Source organism: Caenibacillus caldisaponilyticus, from assembly GCF_002003465.1.
GTDB classification, from domain to species: Bacteria; Bacillota; Bacilli; order Bacillales; family Sporolactobacillaceae; genus Caenibacillus; species Caenibacillus caldisaponilyticus.
Window position 1 is genome coordinate 161,801 of the sequence record NZ_BDDQ01000002.1, and the last position, 16,924, is coordinate 178,724.

Genomic DNA, 16,924 nt, shown 5'->3' on the forward strand with positions numbered 1-16,924 from the left:
ATCAATTGCAAATTTTCTACTGACAATGATTCTCGTCTCGATTATGATGAACATAACATCTTGGATGCTAGGGAGAAAAAGGTCGAAAGGAGAGAGGGCTCCGAGAAAAAAGGTCATTCTTATCCTCGCAGCAAAAGGCTTCACCCGTCCCCAGGTCGCGTCATCTTATCATTCAAGAAAGGATTGGACAAGCATGCGGTCGAAAACACGCATCGCCTTCAAACTGTTCTGTGCGTTCATGTGCTCGATGCTGCTTATTCCGATGAACGCCTTCGCCGCTCCTGTGTCTAACGGCGGCGCTTCACCCGGCAAGGCGAGCGCATCGTTTCGCGACACGGCGAGCAAACCGAGCGCCAAGATCAGTTCACGGCTTAAGGAGCAGTTTTCTGACGACAAGTTCGTCACGTTCCTCGTCAAACTCAAAGATCAGGCGGACACAAAAAAAGCGGCGGAACAAACGACAAAACTCGCCGAAAAACAAAAGCTCTCCGCAGCCAAAACCAAATACACCCAGCGTTCCGCCGTCGTGAACGCCCTGCGCGCTAAGGCGAATGAAACGCAGGCCAACCTCCTCGCTTTCCTGCGCGACGAAAAAAGCGCCGGGCGCGTCAAAGACTATGAATCTTTCTACATCGTCAACGGCTTGGCCGTCACCGGAACGAAAGAAGTCATGGAAAAACTCGCCACCTTCAGCGAAGTGGACAAAATCTTGCCGAATGAACGGCGGCAATTGTTGCCGGTGACCAAATCGGAACAAGCGGTCAAAGCTCCTGATAAACAGCAGACAAGCGGAAAAGCCGAGACCAATGACGACAACGTCGAATGGAACATCGAGCGCGTCGGCGCCCCGGCGGTATGGAACATGGGCTATGACGGCACGGGCGTCGTCGTGGCGAGCATCGACACCGGCGTGCAATGGGATCACCCCGCGTTAAAAGAAAAATACCGCGGTTACGATCCGGCCCACCCCAACACGCCGAACAACCAGTTTAACTGGTTTGACGCGGTTACCGGCGCCTCGACGCCTTATGATGACGTCGGACACGGCACCCATACGATGGGCACGATGGTCGGCAGCGAACCGGACGGCACCGACCGCGTCGGCATGGCCCCGGGTGCCAAATGGATTACGGTTAAAGCGTTCACCGAAGACGGCGGAACCGATCAGGATCTCTTGGAAGCCGGCGAATGGCTGATCGCTCCGAAAGATCAAAATGGCAATCCCCATCCGGAAATGGCGCCCGATGTCATTAATAACTCTTGGGGCGGCGGGCCCGGCCTTGACGAATGGTATCGGCCGATGGTGCAAAACTGGCGCGCGGCCGGCATCTTCCCCGAGTTTTCAGCGGGCAACACGACCCTCTTTAATCCCGGCGGACCAGGCTCCGTCGCAGCGCCCGCCAACTATCCCGAATCGTTCGCGACCGGCGCGACCGACATCAACAATCACTTGGCGAACTTTTCGCTGCAAGGCCCCTCACCGTATGGAGAAATCAAGCCTGAAGTCGTGGCCCCGGGCGTCAACATCCGGTCATCGGTGCCCGGCAGCCAATATGACGGCACGTACAGCGGCACCTCGATGTCCGGCCCACACGTCTCCGGTGCGGTCGCTTTGATGCTCTCGGCCGACTCATCCTTGACCGTTGATGAAATCGAGCAAATTTTGCTCGATACGGCGACGCCTTTAACGGACGCGTCCTTCCCCAATTCGCCGAACAACGGATACGGCTACGGTTTGCTCGACGCCTTCAGCGCCGTCTCCGCCGTCACTCAAGGGCTCGGTACCGTCGAAGGGCAAGTCACGAAGGACGGCAACGACGACGAGGCGCCGACCTTCGAACACGATGCCGTTGCGGAAGCCTTCGTCGATACGGATCTCCCCTTGCAAATCCGCGCGCAAGACAACGTCAGCATCAGCAAAGTCGAACTCCAATATAAAGCGGCGTCCGCGGACGATTGGCAAACCGTCGAAGTCGAACAAACCGACGGCAACTATCGCCAGGGCGTCTGGCAAGCCGTCATCCCGGCCAGCGCCGTGACCGAGCCGGGCATCAGCTACAGATGGCACATCGTCGATTACGGCCATAACGACGTGACGTCCGATCCATATAACGTCACGGTTCACCCGCGCATTACCGTCGGATACCATCAAGATTTTGAATCGGAACCGTACGGTTGGGTGTCCTACGGGCAAAACAACAGCTGGGAATGGGGCGTGCCAACCTCAGGTCCGGGGCATGCGGCCTCCGGCGACAAAGTTTACGCCACCAATTTGGACGGCGTCTACGACAATTACACCGAAGCGACCTTGGTCATGCCGCCCGTCCGGCTTCCTGACGGACCGAGCTATCTGCGTTTCAAACAGTGGTATGAATTGGAGACTCGCTACGATTACGGCTATGTTTACATTTCGACCGACAAAACCAATTGGCAGACCTTGGCCACCATCAATGGAGCCAACGGCGCGTGGCAAGACGCGCAAGTGGATTTGTCCGCTTATGCCGGACAAAACGTCTATATCGCCTTCCACTTGCATACCGATGTGAGCGTCCAAAAACAAGGGTGGTACATCGATGACGTCGAGCTGACGAACACCCCGCTGAGCGGTTCGCACGCGAACCTCGCCGTTCAACCGAAGCAGACGAAATCATCGACCAAATCCGAAGCCGACGGCACCGGCAAAAAACCGATCGATCCGTCGACCATCAAACCCGGCAAGCTGGATCAAGCCCAGCCGCCCGCACCACTGTCAGTCAAACCGGCATCTTCCACCCAGTCGCTGCCGCTCGCCGCGACGGTCAGCGTGCTCGAAACCGGCCGTTCGGTCAACACCAATCCGGCGGACGGAAGCTTCAGCTTGTCGCATGCAGCCGGCACGTACACCTTGCAGGCGGAAACGTACGGTTACCGATCCGCCCGGCAAACCGTGGAAATTCCGCGCGACGGTACGGTCAGAGCGGATTTCCATCTCGACCCCATTCCGCAAGGGACGATTACCGGCACCGTCACAAACAAAGCGACCCATGAACCGATTGCAGGCGCCACGGTGATGGTCATGGAAGACGCCAATGTGCAGCCGGTCCAAACGGATGCCAGCGGTCATTTCTCGCTCACAGCTTATGAAGGCACTTACACGCTCCACGTCGCCGCGCCAAACTATTACGCGCAAGACGAGCAAGTGACGGTCCGCGGCAACGAATCCACCGATCTGGATTTGACGTTAAAACCGTTCATCGGCTATCCCGGCGAGATCGGCTATGACGACGGCACGGCGGAAAACGCCCACGCCTTCTACGACGCCGGCAACGCCTGGGCGGTGAAAATGGAACTCCCGGAAGGACGCGACAGCGCTTTGGTGACCGGCGGTATGTTCCAATTCTGGACAACGGATTGGCCTGAACCCGGGGGGACAAGCTTCGACGTCGAAATTTATGACGCCAGCGGCCCCGACGGCGCTCCAGGGCGGAAACTCGCCGGACCGGTTCACGCCACGGCGAAGCGCGACGGCACATGGACCGTCGTCGATCTGTCGGATCAAGGCATCGTGGTCAACGGCGACTTCTACATCGTTTACGTGCAAACCGCGCCGTATCCCAATGCTCCCGGGCTCGCCACGGATGAAAGCAGCGGAAGCGCCGGGCACAGCTGGGAACGCGTCGGCAGCGTCTGGGCACCGTCGCCCGAAGATGAAGGCAATTACATGATCCGGGCGCGCGTCAACTATGAAGTCACCCCACCCGTCATCACCGCCCCGACGGACAACACGTACACCAACAACAAGGCGGTAACCGTCACAGGCAAAGCCGCGCCGACAACGCGTGTGACGATCTTAAACAACGGCCAAGCGCAAACCACCGTCTCGACGGCCGACGACGGCACGTTCTCGGCGGACATCCAGCTCCAAGCGGGCGACAACGTGTTGACGGCCACGGCCTCGACGGACAGCGGGACGACCGAACCGTCGGCACCGGTCAAAGTCGTCCTCGACCAAGAAAAACCGAATGTGACGATCACCAGCCCCGAAGACGGTTATAAGACAAATCGAGAAGCCATCACCGTCACCGGCACCGTCAACGACGCCAATCTCGATACCGTTAAGGTGAACGGGCAAAAAGCCGATATCGGTGATGACGGCACATATAGCAAACGCATTTTGCTCGACAACGGTGCCAACACAATCCGCGTCGTCGCCCGCGATAAAGCCGGCAATACCCAAAGCCGCACCATCACCGTCAACGCGAAATTTGACGCGCCGGTTATCAGCCAGCTCGCGCCCGTTGAAGACCTCTATCTCGACCGCGGGGAAACCGTCCGCATTGAATTCGACAGTGAACCCGGTTTAAACGCCTCCTTCGTCGTGCAAATGCCGTTGACCAACCTGAAGCTGAACGGTTTGGCCAATGTCAACGAACTGCCGATGATGGAAACCGCACCGGGCCATTATGTCGGCTACTATACGGCCACGTCCAACGTGGTGGCCAACGGCGCGCAAATCGAAGTGAAAGCGGAAGACGATTACGGCAATGTCACCCGCGCCGTCGCACCCGGCAAGCTCTACTTAAATGTCCCGAACCAAAAGCCGGTCGCGCTCTTCGATGCGCCGGACAAAGTGAAGAAAAACACCGCCGCGATCTTCGACGCGAGCGCATCTTATGATCCCGACGGTTCGATCGCAGCCTACGAATGGGATTTCGGCGACGGCTACCGGGCTGTCGGCCCAAGAGTTCAGCACGCCTTCAATAAAAAAGGCAATTTCAACGTCACCTTGAAAGTGACCGATAACCGCGGGGCAACCGCCACGGTGACCCATAAGATCAAAGTCAATTAAAACCAAGCGCCTCGCCGGCTGTCGATCAAGAGAAAAGAGCGAAATGATGTTCTGCCGCGGCGTCTCCTTCCGAAGAGAACCGCCGCATCCCTTTTAACGGAGAGCGCCGCCAAATGAAAAACCTTGGACAACGTCGCTGACGTTATCCAAGGTTTTTCTTTTATTATGAACCTGTTGAGTTTAATAATGGTTTTCTCGACTTTATTCGTTATTTTGTTCGCTTTCCGAAGAATATTCCCACGGTTTCAGCGTCGTCAACGCTTTGGCGAGCTCCTGGCTCGCATGACGATGGCGCTTGCGGTTTTCCGCCCGCACGGCGGCCATCTCGTGGAGTTTCTTTTCTTCGGGCGTTTCCGGAATGACTCCCGGAACTTCTACCGGTCGGCGGTTTTCATCGAGAGCGACAAACGTTTGGAACGACGTCGCTGCGATTCTCCGTTCACCGGTTTTGAGATTTTCCGCGATGACCTTAATGAAGACTTCCATGGACGTCCTTCCGGTCGAAATAACATAGGATTCCAGGCAGACGGAGTCTTCCGTCGTGATCGGGTGCAAAAAGTCGACATGGTCGGTAGAGGCCGTCACGCACGTTCTCCGCGAATGGCGTTCGGCCGAGATGGAGGCGACATCGTCGATATAGCTCATCAAGATGCCGCCGAACAATGTGTCCAGGTTGTTCACATGCATCGGAAAAACGCGACTCGTTTTCACGACTCGTGATTCTCTGACGTACTTCTTCTCCTTCACCGCACTCCATCCTTTTCTTCTATGTTTTATTGCATGATATTTAGTATGCTACAAATAGTATGCCACGGGTTGGGTGTGAAAGTCATCTCTTTTAATTGTAAGCGATTTCCATCTGTTTGGATCTCTGTCCAGCTTTTGTTAGCCAATGATGGGTTCACCGTGCCCTAGCGACGCCCAAACTCATACCGAACCGGTCCATCACAAGCGAAAACTCCCCGGAATGTGTGCCGGGGAGTTGATCGCATCGGCCGCGGGCGTTAGGTCTTGCTGACGCGGCGTTTTTCTTTCAGCGCTTTATTCGTTTAACAAATAATGTTGCAGATCGTCAAGCATTTGGTTGGCGGCGAGCACCCCGCCTGCCGTGTTCCAGATCGCATCGTCCACTTTGTAGGCCTTGCCGGCTTTGACGGCTTTCAAATTTTTCCATAACGGATCGTTTGTCCACTCTTTTTCGGCTTGCGTGGCTTTGCCGTCGCCGGTTTCATAGTCGAAGTAAAAGATGACGTCCCCGTCCATTTGCGGAATGCTTTCTTTCGTCAGATGTTGCGCGGCAAAATCATCTTTATCTTGGCTGGCCGGGCGCTTCAATCCGATTTGTTTGAGAATGACGCCGGCAAACGTGTCGTTGTGATAAATGCGAACATCCCCGGGCATGAAGCGGACGAGCGACACTTTCGTGTTGATCTGATCGCCCAGTTTGTCATGGATTTGCTGCACGCGTTCATCAAACGCCTTCAGCACTTCTTCGCCTTTTTTCTCCCTGTGGATCGCTTTGGCATAAAGTTTGAAGTTTTCCTTCCAGTCGCCCCGGAGCGTCTCCGCAAAGACGGTGGGAGCGATCGCATTCAATTTGTCATAGATTTTTTCTTGTCTCATTTTGTTGCCGATGATCAGGTCGGGATGCAAGGCGGCGATCGCTTCCAGATTGACTTGATCTTCGGTTCCGACGACCTTGACGCCTTTCATTTTGTCCTTGATGTGGTCGTACCACGGATTGCCGGTCCACGACTTGACGGCCCCGACCGGTTTTAAGCCCATCGCGAGCAGCGCTTCAGTGCCTTCGTTGGTCAAAATGACGACGCGCTTCGGCGTGCCCTTTATCTTCGTCGTCCCCATCGCGTGCTTCACGGTGTAGGAACCCGCCGACTCTTCCTTCTTCGCCTCGTTTTTCGACGTGCCCGATCCGCCGCAGCCGGCGATGACGAGCAGCAAAGCCGCAAAGAGAAATATGTATTTCCATTTGCCCACAATATGGGTCATGCTTGAAACCTCCTTATTGAAAATGATTATCATTTACAATAAAAGCATACCGGGTCGTCATAAAACTGTCAATGATAAAATTGAGAATAATTATCAGTATCATTGACAATGATTCTCATTTAAACTAGACTGAAAATGAGCCATTATCATGTTATTTTGCAGAAAAAAATTCCAGATAAAATATTTTCTCTTGCCGCCGTTTCCGGGCAAACCGCTTTTCCCGGTTCCCCCATTGCCTGTAAATAAGCAACGACGAGAAAGCCTTGACGGCTTGAAAGCTTTTGATGAAATGATAAATGGGTCGACTGAGGGAATTGACAACGCATCGGGATGGCGGCCTGGAAGGATGTCAGAGGTGGCCGGTGTCTTAAAAAACCCTGTCGCGAAAGGAATCGGACTATTCCTGTGCGCGACGCTCGTCATCATTTGCATGTACTTGAGCGTATGGCTCGGCATCACGAATGTCGATTGGCGCGACATCTTGCACGCTTATACGCACTTTTCCGGCACGAACATCGAGATCATCGTCAGGGAAACGCGGGTGCCGCGCGCGCTCATCGCGGCCGCGGTCGGAGCGAGTTTGGCGATATCCGGGGCGCTGATGCAAGGATTGACGCGCAATCCACTCGCCTCGCCGGGCATTTTGGGCATCAACGCCGGCGCTGGGTTCTTCATCGTCATCGCCCTTTCGTTCCTTCACATCTCATCCATGAGCGCGCTGGCCTGGATCGCTTTTCTCGGCGCCGCCTTGACGTCCGTCATCGTCTACGGGCTGGGCGCCTTTGGTACCGAGCGACTGACGCCGGTGAAATTAACGCTGGCCGGCGCGTCGATGGCCGCCTTTTTTTCGTCGCTGACGCAAGGCGTTCTGACCGCCGACCAACAATCGCTCGACGCCGTCATCTATTGGCTTGTCGGCTCCGTCCAAGGCCGAAGCTTCACCCTGCTCTTGCACGTCTTGCCCTATTTCGTGATCGGCTGGATCGGTGCGCTCCTCATTGCCGCCAAAATGAACACGCTCGCTTTGGGCGATGCCGTCGCCACCGGCGTCGGGCAAAACCCGCTGATCGTCAAGATGGCGGCCGGGCTCATCGTCATTTTGCTCGCAGGAAGCTCCGTCGCGATCGCGGGCCCGATCGGGTTCATCGGCATCATCGTTCCTCACATGTCGAAATGGTTTGTCGGCCAAGATTACCGCTGGTTGATCCCGTACAGCGCGCTGCTCGGGGCGATCTTGCTGCTCCTCGCCGACATCTCCGCCCGCTTCGTCATGATGCCGCAAGAAGTGCCGGTCGGCATCATGACGGCGGTCATCGGAACCCCCTTTTTCATCACCATCGCGCGAAAAGGGGGGTGGCGCTGAATGGCGGGAAAATATATAAGTCTCCGCTACGGGAGATTTTCGCAGCTGATCGATAAAAAAGTCGTGCGGGTCAACATCGTGTTAATCTTTCTATTTTTAATAGTTGCCATCATCAGCCTCGGGCTCGGCGACTACGTCATCCATCCGTTCGATGCGCTGAAAGCGGTGTTCGGCATGGGCGACGCCATGCAAAATCTCGTCGTCCGAAACTTCCGGATGCCGCGCATCGTGCTGGCCGCGCTCGCCGGCATGGCATTGGCCATTTCCGGAGCAATCTTGCAAGGCCTCGTGCGCAATCCGCTCGCCTCACCGGACATCATCGGGGTGACGGACGGGGCGGCGCTCGCTACCGTCGGCTTTTTGGCGTTGTTTAATACGAGCGACAACGCGATGACGGTCAGCATCGAATGGCTGCCGCTCGCTTCTTTCCTCGGTGCGCTGGGTGTTGCTTGGCTCGTCCATGCGTTAGCGAAAAAAGGGTATTCCACAGTTCGCCTCGTCCTCATCGGCACCGGGATCGCGGCGCTCGCCAAAGCGCTTACCCAATTTCTCATGGTCACCGGGCCGATCTACTTGGCGTCCCGCGCCAACATTTGGATCACGGGCAGCGTGAACGGCGCCAAATGGAATCAGGATATCCTGCTCCTCGTCTGGTTTGTTTTCTTCTTCACCGTGAGCCTGTGGCTTGCGCGCCGTCTGAACGCCCACGAACTTGGCGAAGGGGTGGCGGCCGGCATCGGTGTAGCGCTGCGCGGCGATCGCACGCTTTTAATCATCGCGGCGACCGCGCTCGCCGGCGGAGCCGTTGCCTTCAGCGGCGGCATCGGGTTTGTCGGACTGATGGCTCCCCACATGGCGCGGCGCCTTGTCGGATCCGGGCACGGCGCGCTCCTGCCGACGAGCGCCCTGTTCGGGGGCATCATCGTCATGATCAGCGATCTTGCCGGCAGGATGCTGTTTTTACCGCTTGAAATCCCGGCCGGCGTCTTCACGTCCGCCATCGGTGCGCCCTACTTTATTTATTTGCTGTACAAATCGCGCGGCGGTAAATAAAAAGCCCGTCATCCCGGGCTCGACGTATGTCGTCATTACGACGGGGCTCTCAGGATAAAAGCGAAAATGGTAGCTTAAGAGAAGGCTCACATTCATAGAGGTTTGTCAATCATTCATTAGGAGGTTAAGGAGAATGGTTTTGGAAGCGCGTGCGATCACCGTTGCTTATGGAGACCATCCGATCATCGAGGCGCTGAATTTAGAAATTCCTAAAGAGAAGATTACCGTGTTTATCGGAAAAAACGGTTGCGGCAAGTCGACGCTTCTCTCTGCATTTGCCCGGCTCCTCAAGCCGAAAGCAGGTTCCGTCGTGTTAAACGGCAAAGACATCGCCAAAATGCCGACGAAGAAGGTCGCCCGCGATTTGTCGCTGCTTCCGCAGGCGCCAGTGGCACCGGAAGGCCTGACCGTTCTCCAACTCGTCCGCCAAGGCCGGTATCCTTACCAAAATTGGTTAAACCAATGGTCCACAGACGATGAAAGAGCAGTCCGGCACGCCCTCAGAGTAACGAATCTTGAAGATTTGGCCGATCGGCCCGTCGATTCCCTTTCCGGCGGCCAACGGCAACGGGCCTGGATCGCGATGGTGCTCGCCCAAGAGACGGATATACTCCTGCTCGACGAACCGACGACCTATTTGGACCTTTCCCATCAGGTCGAGATTTTAGACCTTTTGTTCGCCCTGAACCGGGCAGAAAAGCGCACGATCGCCATGGTCCTGCACGACATCAATCTCGCCTGCCGGTACGCCGATCATATCGTGGCGGTCCACAACGGGCGCATTTACGCGCAAGGCGCGCCGGAAGAGATCATCAACGAGCAGTTGATGCGCGACGTTTTTAAAATAGAGGCGAAAATTATTAACGATCCGTTGTTCGGCACGCCGATGTGCATTCCGCATGGACGCGGCCGCAACCTCATCAAGCAAAGGCAACAAGAACAATTCGAAAACCGGCAACCAACGAATCCAGTAGCGGTTAAAAACCGTTGAGCTGGATCATTCCGAAATGGAGGCGGAGCCAGGCCGGTGTGGGGCCATAAAGCTTGGCTCCATGCGTTTCCAGCGTCATCTTTGCGCCCAGCGCTTGATGGGGGGAGCGGCTTTATCTCTACGATGAAAAACCACATCGCGGCAGTGCTTTTGCCGAGCACCGCGGCATCGGTTTTAAAAAACGTTCATCGCAAAACGGCGCCATGACTCCATGGCGCCGTTTTGCATTGATCTCCAATTGACCGGGGCCCAACGGAATGTTGTTTTAATATGCGCAAGGGCCATTGCTTTTTCCCTTTCCCCAATCTTAATGGCGGGCTATTTTTTCAAAAAATATAGATTTGTTGAATCCCCGCCGACTTTTGTTGAATTCTCCAGCGTTTACATTGAATTTTTGCTTGATTTCGTTGAATTCAAGAGGCGTTTCGTTGAATAAAACAAACTTTTCATTGGATGATGACAGCGGTCCAGGGACAGTGCCCTGACCATCCGTTTAAATTTTCTTTTATAATGTATATCTACACCAAAATAATGATTTACCTTGACCAACTTGTTATTTTCCTATGCCTTCGCGCGCCGGTTTTTGATGGATGCTTATTTATTCTCTTCAAGCGTTTAATAAAATGTGGGAGCCATTTGGCTCAAGCCGTCATGCCAGCGCGCGAGATGGCACATGCCGCATCTCGCGCTTTTTTTTTTTACAATCATCGGGCCGGATTTGATTTGCATAAAAAACGCCTTCCCTCACCGGGAAGACGCTGCGTGCGAGATTTACGTATGCGAGGCGATGCACTCGCATTCGCCCACGATTTCAAATTCCCAGACGCCGCTCGGAATGATGAAATGATCGCCTTTTTTGATTTCATAACGGTCGTCATCAATGACGAGCGTTCCGCCGCCCTTAATGACGCTGACGAGGATAAACGGCTTGTCCATCGATCGGGTGAGATGACCGCGCACATCCCAGTGATAGACGGTAAAGTATTTATCGGAAACGAGGGTGGTGACTACGGCGCGGCTTTCCCGCAACACTTCATAAGTCAACGGCACGTTTTGATGGGGGAAGCGCGTCACCTCGATCGCCTTATCGATGTGCAGCTCCCGTTCGTTTCCGTTTTCGTCACGGCGGCCGTAATCATAGACGCGATAGGTGATGTCGGAGCTTTGCTGCGTTTCCAAGATCATGATGCCGGCGCCGATGGCGTGTATCGTCCCGCTCGGAACAAAGAAGAAATCGCCCGGCTTCACTTTGACGCGCCGAAGAAGCTTATCCCAGACGCCTTGTTCCACCATCGCTTGGAACGTCTCCTTCGAATCGGCGTGATGGCCGTAAACAATCTCGGCGCCTTCCTCACAATCGATGACGTACCAACACTCGGTTTTCCCATACGGCACCCGCTCCACTTTTTGCGCGTAATGGTCGTTCGGGTGCACTTGTACCGACAAATCCGTGCGCGCGTCCAGTATCTTGGTTAACAGCGGAAATTCATCGGCCGGGTGGTCGCCGAACCAATCGCGATGGCGAGACCACGCCTCGATGAGCGTTTTGCCGGCCAGCGGTCCGTTCTTAATAATCGACGGACCGTGTTCATGTGCGGAAATCCCCCAGCACTCACCCGTTCGGGGCGAAGGGATGTCGTAACCGAATTCTTTTTGCAGGCGATCGCCGCCCCAGATGCGTTCCTTAAAAACCGGTTCCAAAAAAAGCGGTTCGCGTTTCATGGGATCAACCTCCTCCATTGCTTGTTTTCATCCATGGCCGGCGCCGGTATGGCCCGGATCCTTTTTCCCGGGCCATACCGGCGCCGTTGCCTTGCACCCATTCATCAACGCCATTCATTCGCCGTTTTTCAATATGAGCGCGGCGGCGCCGATGACCCCCGTATTTTGGGACAATTGGCTCGGCACGATCGCCGTTGCCCGGCCGGCCGGTGAAATCGCATGCTCGGACACATAGCGCTTGACCGCATCAAAGAGCGGGGTGCCGACGTTCGTCACGCCGCCGCCGAGCACGATCATTTCCGGTTCAAACAAATTGATCAAGGAGGTGCAACCCGCGCCGATTTTATTGAAGACATCCTCGACAAAAGGCTTGATCACCGGGTCGCCGGCAAAATAGAGATCAAAAACCTCTTTTGTCGAAAGCGGCCGGCCGGCCAGTTCCGAACCGATTTTGGCAATGGCCGTTCCGGAAGCGACCGCTTCGAAACACCCCTTCTGGCCGCAGCCGCACGTCCGGCCATTGTGCTCGACGACGATGTGGCCGATCTCGCCCGCGTTTCCGCGCGAGCCGGTGTACAATTTGCCGTTCAGGTAAATGCCGCCGCCGATGCCGGTGCTGATCGTGATGTAAATAAAGTGGTCGCATTCCCGCGCCGCTCCGAGCCATTTTTCCGCCAACGCCGCAACATTGGCGTCATTTCCGAGCCGGACGGGGACGGGAAAAGCCTCGGAAAAACGGGCGACGATCGGGACGTCGCGCCACGGCAAATTCGGGGCAAACGTGAATTCTCCTTTCGCCAAGTCGATCACGCCCGGGGCGCCGATGCCGATCCCGGCGACGTCTTTGGCTGTCACCCCGGCCTTCCGCAATATATCGTTGAGCACGGCGATCATCTTGTCGATCATCAAATCCGGCGCGATGTCCGCCTCCGTCGGGATGACCGCGCTTTCAACTATGTCTCCATTCTCTTTCACCAAAGCGATCGCCGTCTTCGTTCCGCCGATATCAATGCCAACGGCCAATGCCATCCTACCACTCTCCAGTATTAAATTTGCTTTCATTTCTTTTTTTAAAGGAACTTTCTATTTTCCATTCATTCTCGGCTTTCAGCCGGGAAATCCAATAGAAACTCTGATTCACGTCACCCATTCGGCGACGGGGCACCGATTCTATTATATATCTTTTTGGCGCGCGATCGGTGATTTTCCAGACACTTCACTTTGGCTTTCTTCAATGGATGGACGCCGGCAACGGGGACTTACGAGCCACGCCTTGCGATCGTCAACTCCATGCCATTCCTGCATTTCTCCAGCCGCAACTGCCGATCCGGCCCGCCGCGTGAACCACGCGCTCGCCTTCATGAAAAGCGGCCCGACGCGGACGACGCCCGGCCCGACTTTTACTTGTTTTAAGTAATTTTTGATCATCCGGCATGTTTTTAATGTTAAAATAGCACTATACTGAAGCCAGCGAAAGGTGATGAAGGACATGACAGAGTTTCAATCCCAGCTCAAGAAATATGCAGAAGTCGCGGTAAAAGTCGGCATCAATCTGCAAAAAGGGCAAAATCTCGTCATCATGGCGACGATCTCGGCCGCGCCCTACGTCCGCGAAGTCGTCAAAGCCGCCTATGAAGCCGGCGCCAAGGACGTTTTCGTCCGCTGGGACGACGACCAAATCACCCGCATCCGCTACGACATGGCGCCGATGGAAGCTTTTGAAGAAGCGCCGCTTTGGCTGGCGCGGGGCTTTGAAGAGATGGCCGCCTCGGGCCATGCGTTTTTGAGCGTCCTCTCGCCGAACCCGGAGCTGCTCAAAGGCGTCGATCCGAAAAAAATCGCCACCTCTCAAAAGGTAAACGGCGAAGCGATGAGGCCTTTCTCCAATTACATAAAAGCCGGCAAGGTGAGCTGGTCCATCGTCGCGGTGCCGAATGAAGCATGGGCGGCAAAAGTCTTTCCCGACCTGGATCCCGAAGCGGGCATCGCAGCCCTCTGGGACCAAATTTTCCGCATCAATCGCATCACGACGCCCGATCCCATCAAAAGCTGGGAAGAACACATTAAAACGTTGCACGACCGATGCGATTTCCTGAATGAAAAACGGCTGAAAAAACTGCACTACCGGGCGCCCGGCACCGATTTGACCATTGAACTCGCCGACCGCCACATCTGGCTGGGCGGCGCCAAGAAAAACACGAGCGGCGTCCCGTATACGCCGAATTTGCCGACCGAGGAAGTCTTTTGCGCGCCGAAGAAGACGGGCGTCAACGGCACCGTGAAGAGCACCAAACCGCTGAATTACGGAGGCCAACTCATCGAAGGCATGTCGTTTGTTTTTGAAAACGGAAAAATCGTCGATTTCAAGGCGGACAAAGGCTACGACATTTTGAAAAACCTCGTCGATATGGATGAAGGCGCGCGTTACTTGGGAGAAGTCGCGCTCGTCCCGCACCGTTCGCCGATTTCCGACACCGGTTTGCTCTTTTACAATACGCTGTTCGATGAAAACGCCTCGTGCCATCTCGCCATCGGCAGCGCCTACGCGATGAACATCGAAGGCGGCACCGAACTCGATGACAAGGGACTGGAAGAAGCCGGGCTGAACACAAGCATCACCCACGTCGATTTCATGATCGGCTCGGAACAGTTGGACATCGACGGCGAAACGGAAAATGGCGAAACGATCGCCATCTTCCGAAACGGCAACTGGGCGATTTGACGAATAAACGTAACCCCTCGCGGTTAGACGCCGCGGGGGGTTGTTTGTGGAGATCGGCGGTGAAACGCTGCCGCCCAAGGGGTTGGTGTCGAAACAAGACCAACCCGCCATTATGCTTTTTGAAGTTCGAAATCGGCCTCGATCCGTCCGATGCGCTCCTTCCTCATGTTGAAAACGCCGGGGTGACGGTATTTGTCATACACGTCTTTATCCGGAATGTCTTTGACGAAGCCGATGTCTTCCAAAATTTTTAACGTGATGGCGCCGAGCGCACGGGCGCTGCCGTCTTCGCATTTCACGATGACGCCGATGCCCTCTTCCACAAGGCCGACGCATTGCACGCCTTCCGCGCCGCCTTTTGAGACGATCTTTCCGGGGAACAAGTTCATGACATCGGTGTCGAAGCGGTCCGTGCCGCACACCATCTCGGGATGCGCCATCATCGCATCGCGGATGATGCGCAACGCTTCATCATGTTCGGGATGTTTGTCCGAGCGCCCGCTCGCGAGCTGGGCGTACGCGTACGCCGTTTTTTCCAAGGGCAACCGATGGACGGGGACCCCGCAGCCGTCGACGGCGATCGCGATCTCTTCCACCGGTGTTTCGGCAATTTCCGAAATCACTTGTAAAATCCGCTGTTGCACGGGGTGATGCACTTCCCGATAGGTCGCCGGATCTTCCTTCATGTACACCGCCGTGGCGAGCATGCCCGAATGCTTTCCGGAACAATTGCTGTAGAGCGGCGTCAGTTCTTGCCCCGAGCGAATGAGCGCCCGGTAATCTTCATCGCGGTGGGGCCGGTGCGTGCCGCACTGCAAATCGTCGATGGACAGACCGATTTTTTTCAAAATGCCGAGCACGGTCTCGCGGTGAAACGCCTCGCCGCTATGCGAGGCGCAGCTGATCGCGATTTCCTTCGGTTCGAATTGAAAATGGGCCGCCGCTCCCGTTTCAATCAGCGGAATCGCTTGAAACGGTTTCATCGATGAGCGCGCAAACGTCAACCGCTTGGGATCGCCGTAGCTGTACAATAAACGTCCGGTCCGGTCAACAACGGCGGCATGGAATTCGTGGGTGCTTTCCAAATAATCGCCGCGGAAGACTTTTATGGGTTTATTGGTCATCAGGATAACTCCCCTCTCTCCCCGATGGACGCGGTTATAGACCAACCTTCATGTCGAAACCGCATCAATCTTGTCGATTCCTCTCTTATTGTACACCGTGCCGCCGCGTTGTCCATCGTTTATGCCCGTTCAGGGATGATCAAACATGGGCCTTTGTGTGGATTGGAGACATTCCTTTGCTTATAGTGTGGGCGTCATAAACAATATGTATTTATGCAAAGCCGGCCGTGCCGCTTTTTCTTGCGATTTGGTCACCGGGGAAATATCAAAAAATACGGCGTGCTTGCGACGTTTTCAGAGGAGCCGCTTTGGATGAGCTAACGCCTGTATTTGGAACCATTCATGCCATGCGCAATCTTTTCTGTCAGCCATTAAACACGTTCCTTAACCGCCGTTTCAGAACTTGGGTTAACAACATAAAAAGGCGTTCTGGATGCTATCAGGTAAAGAAATGCTATAGCAGAAACGAATATCTCGATGGCGCCCGCAAGCAAAAACAGTGTCTGTGCCCTAAATACTTCCACCAACACACCGAAAGCAAAATGAGCAAACGGGGTCGAGGCCATGGTGACGGTCATTAGAACACTCCCGACTCTTCCCATTAACTTATCTGGGACAACCGTTTGAATGAGCGTGGGGATCAAAACGCCGACGATTGCCGTAAATACCCCTTCAAAAAAAAGAACTACCGCAATTTGCAAGGTTTGGCTCATGCAATAAGCAAGCCCGCAAAGTTGAGTCCGTAAAATTGTGTAAAAAGGAAATGTAAAAAGAGCCACGTTGCTTTCCCTTTGATAGAATGGACATTGACCAAAACAAAAAACAAAAAGGAGGAAAGCAACTATGGCTCAATACAATATTACAATAAGCGATGAAATCCTGCACGGGTTCCTGTCGCAAGATCAAGGACTGGCCAAACTGTTGGAACAGGTCTTGAATCAAATCCTTGAAGCCCAGTTAACGGATCAACTTGGCGCCGGCCGTTATGAGCGCACAGAGGAACGAAAAGGCTATCGAAACGGGTCTTATCCCCGGCAATTGACGACTCGGGTGGGACGGTTGACCTTGCGCGTGCCGCGGACAAGGGATGGGGAATTTTCCACCGAACTCTTTC

Annotated in this window: 12 protein-coding genes; 6 read left to right on the forward strand and 6 right to left on the reverse strand. The window is 54.9% G+C overall.

The genetic code is table 11. The features are described from left to right. Window positions 1–193 precede the first annotated feature (193 nt). Window positions 194–4,828: a S8 family serine peptidase gene (locus CCB157_RS00960; protein WP_158077157.1), complete on the forward strand. Its 4,635-nt coding sequence runs from the start codon at window positions 194–196 to the stop codon at window positions 4,826–4,828. A 201-nt stretch (window positions 4,829–5,029) separates the two neighbouring features. Here CCB157_RS00960 and CCB157_RS00965 read toward each other — a convergent pair whose 3' ends face one another. After that, window positions 5,030–5,515 (reverse strand): acyl-CoA thioesterase, encoded by a 486-nt coding sequence (locus CCB157_RS00965; protein WP_077614071.1) that lies wholly within the window; start codon window positions 5,513–5,515, stop codon window positions 5,030–5,032. A 354-nt stretch (window positions 5,516–5,869) separates the two neighbouring features. Beyond that, complete coding sequence (locus tag CCB157_RS00970; RefSeq protein ID WP_143286869.1) at window positions 5,870–6,835, reverse strand: ABC transporter substrate-binding protein; 966 nt, start codon at window positions 6,833–6,835, stop codon at window positions 5,870–5,872. Window positions 6,836–7,190: 355 nt separating this feature from the next. Here CCB157_RS00970 and CCB157_RS00975 point away from each other — a divergent pair, with 355 nt between their 5' ends. From CCB157_RS00975 to CCB157_RS00985, 3 genes are all read left to right on the forward strand, one after another. After that, a complete protein-coding gene (locus tag CCB157_RS00975; protein WP_238594543.1) occupies window positions 7,191–8,198 on the forward strand; it encodes a FecCD family ABC transporter permease in 1,008 nt (335 codons plus the stop codon). Next, window positions 8,199–9,251 (forward strand): FecCD family ABC transporter permease, encoded by a 1,053-nt coding sequence (locus CCB157_RS00980; RefSeq protein WP_077614049.1) that lies wholly within the window; start codon window positions 8,199–8,201, stop codon window positions 9,249–9,251. A gap of 133 nt (window positions 9,252–9,384) precedes the next feature. Further along, window positions 9,385–10,242: an ABC transporter ATP-binding protein gene (locus tag CCB157_RS00985; RefSeq protein ID WP_077614050.1), complete on the forward strand. Its 858-nt coding sequence runs from the start codon at window positions 9,385–9,387 to the stop codon at window positions 10,240–10,242. 771 nt (window positions 10,243–11,013) lie between these two features. Here CCB157_RS00985 and manA read toward each other — a convergent pair. Then, window positions 11,014–11,964, reverse strand: a complete 951-nt coding sequence (gene manA / locus CCB157_RS00995; RefSeq protein ID WP_077614052.1) for a mannose-6-phosphate isomerase, class I — start codon at window positions 11,962–11,964, stop codon at window positions 11,014–11,016. 114 nt (window positions 11,965–12,078) lie between these two features. Further along, on the reverse strand, window positions 12,079–12,993 hold the full coding sequence (locus CCB157_RS01000; RefSeq protein WP_077614053.1) for an ROK family protein: 915 nt from the start codon (window positions 12,991–12,993) through the stop codon (window positions 12,079–12,081). 460 nt (window positions 12,994–13,453) lie between these two features. Between CCB157_RS01000 and CCB157_RS01010 the strand changes: the two genes are divergently transcribed. Next, window positions 13,454–14,686: an aminopeptidase gene (locus CCB157_RS01010; protein ID WP_077614055.1), complete on the forward strand. Its 1,233-nt coding sequence runs from the start codon at window positions 13,454–13,456 to the stop codon at window positions 14,684–14,686. Between the two features lie 110 nt (window positions 14,687–14,796). On the opposite strand, the gene CCB157_RS01015 is transcribed toward CCB157_RS01010, so the two are convergent. Beyond that, window positions 14,797–15,810 carry an asparaginase gene (locus CCB157_RS01015; protein WP_077614056.1) on the reverse strand — a complete coding sequence of 338 codons (1,014 nt, stop codon included), beginning with the start codon at window positions 15,808–15,810 and terminating at the stop codon, window positions 14,797–14,799. Window positions 15,811–16,181: 371 nt separating this feature from the next. After that, window positions 16,182–16,589, reverse strand: coding sequence for an MFS transporter (locus CCB157_RS01020; protein ID WP_077614057.1), 408 nt, complete (start codon window positions 16,587–16,589; stop codon window positions 16,182–16,184). Window positions 16,590–16,653: 64 nt separating this feature from the next. On the opposite strand from CCB157_RS01020, the gene CCB157_RS01025 reads away from it, so the two are divergent. Further along, window positions 16,654–16,924, forward strand: a 271-nt coding sequence (locus CCB157_RS01025; RefSeq protein ID WP_193432238.1) for a transposase, incomplete at its 3' end; no start/stop codon positions are given.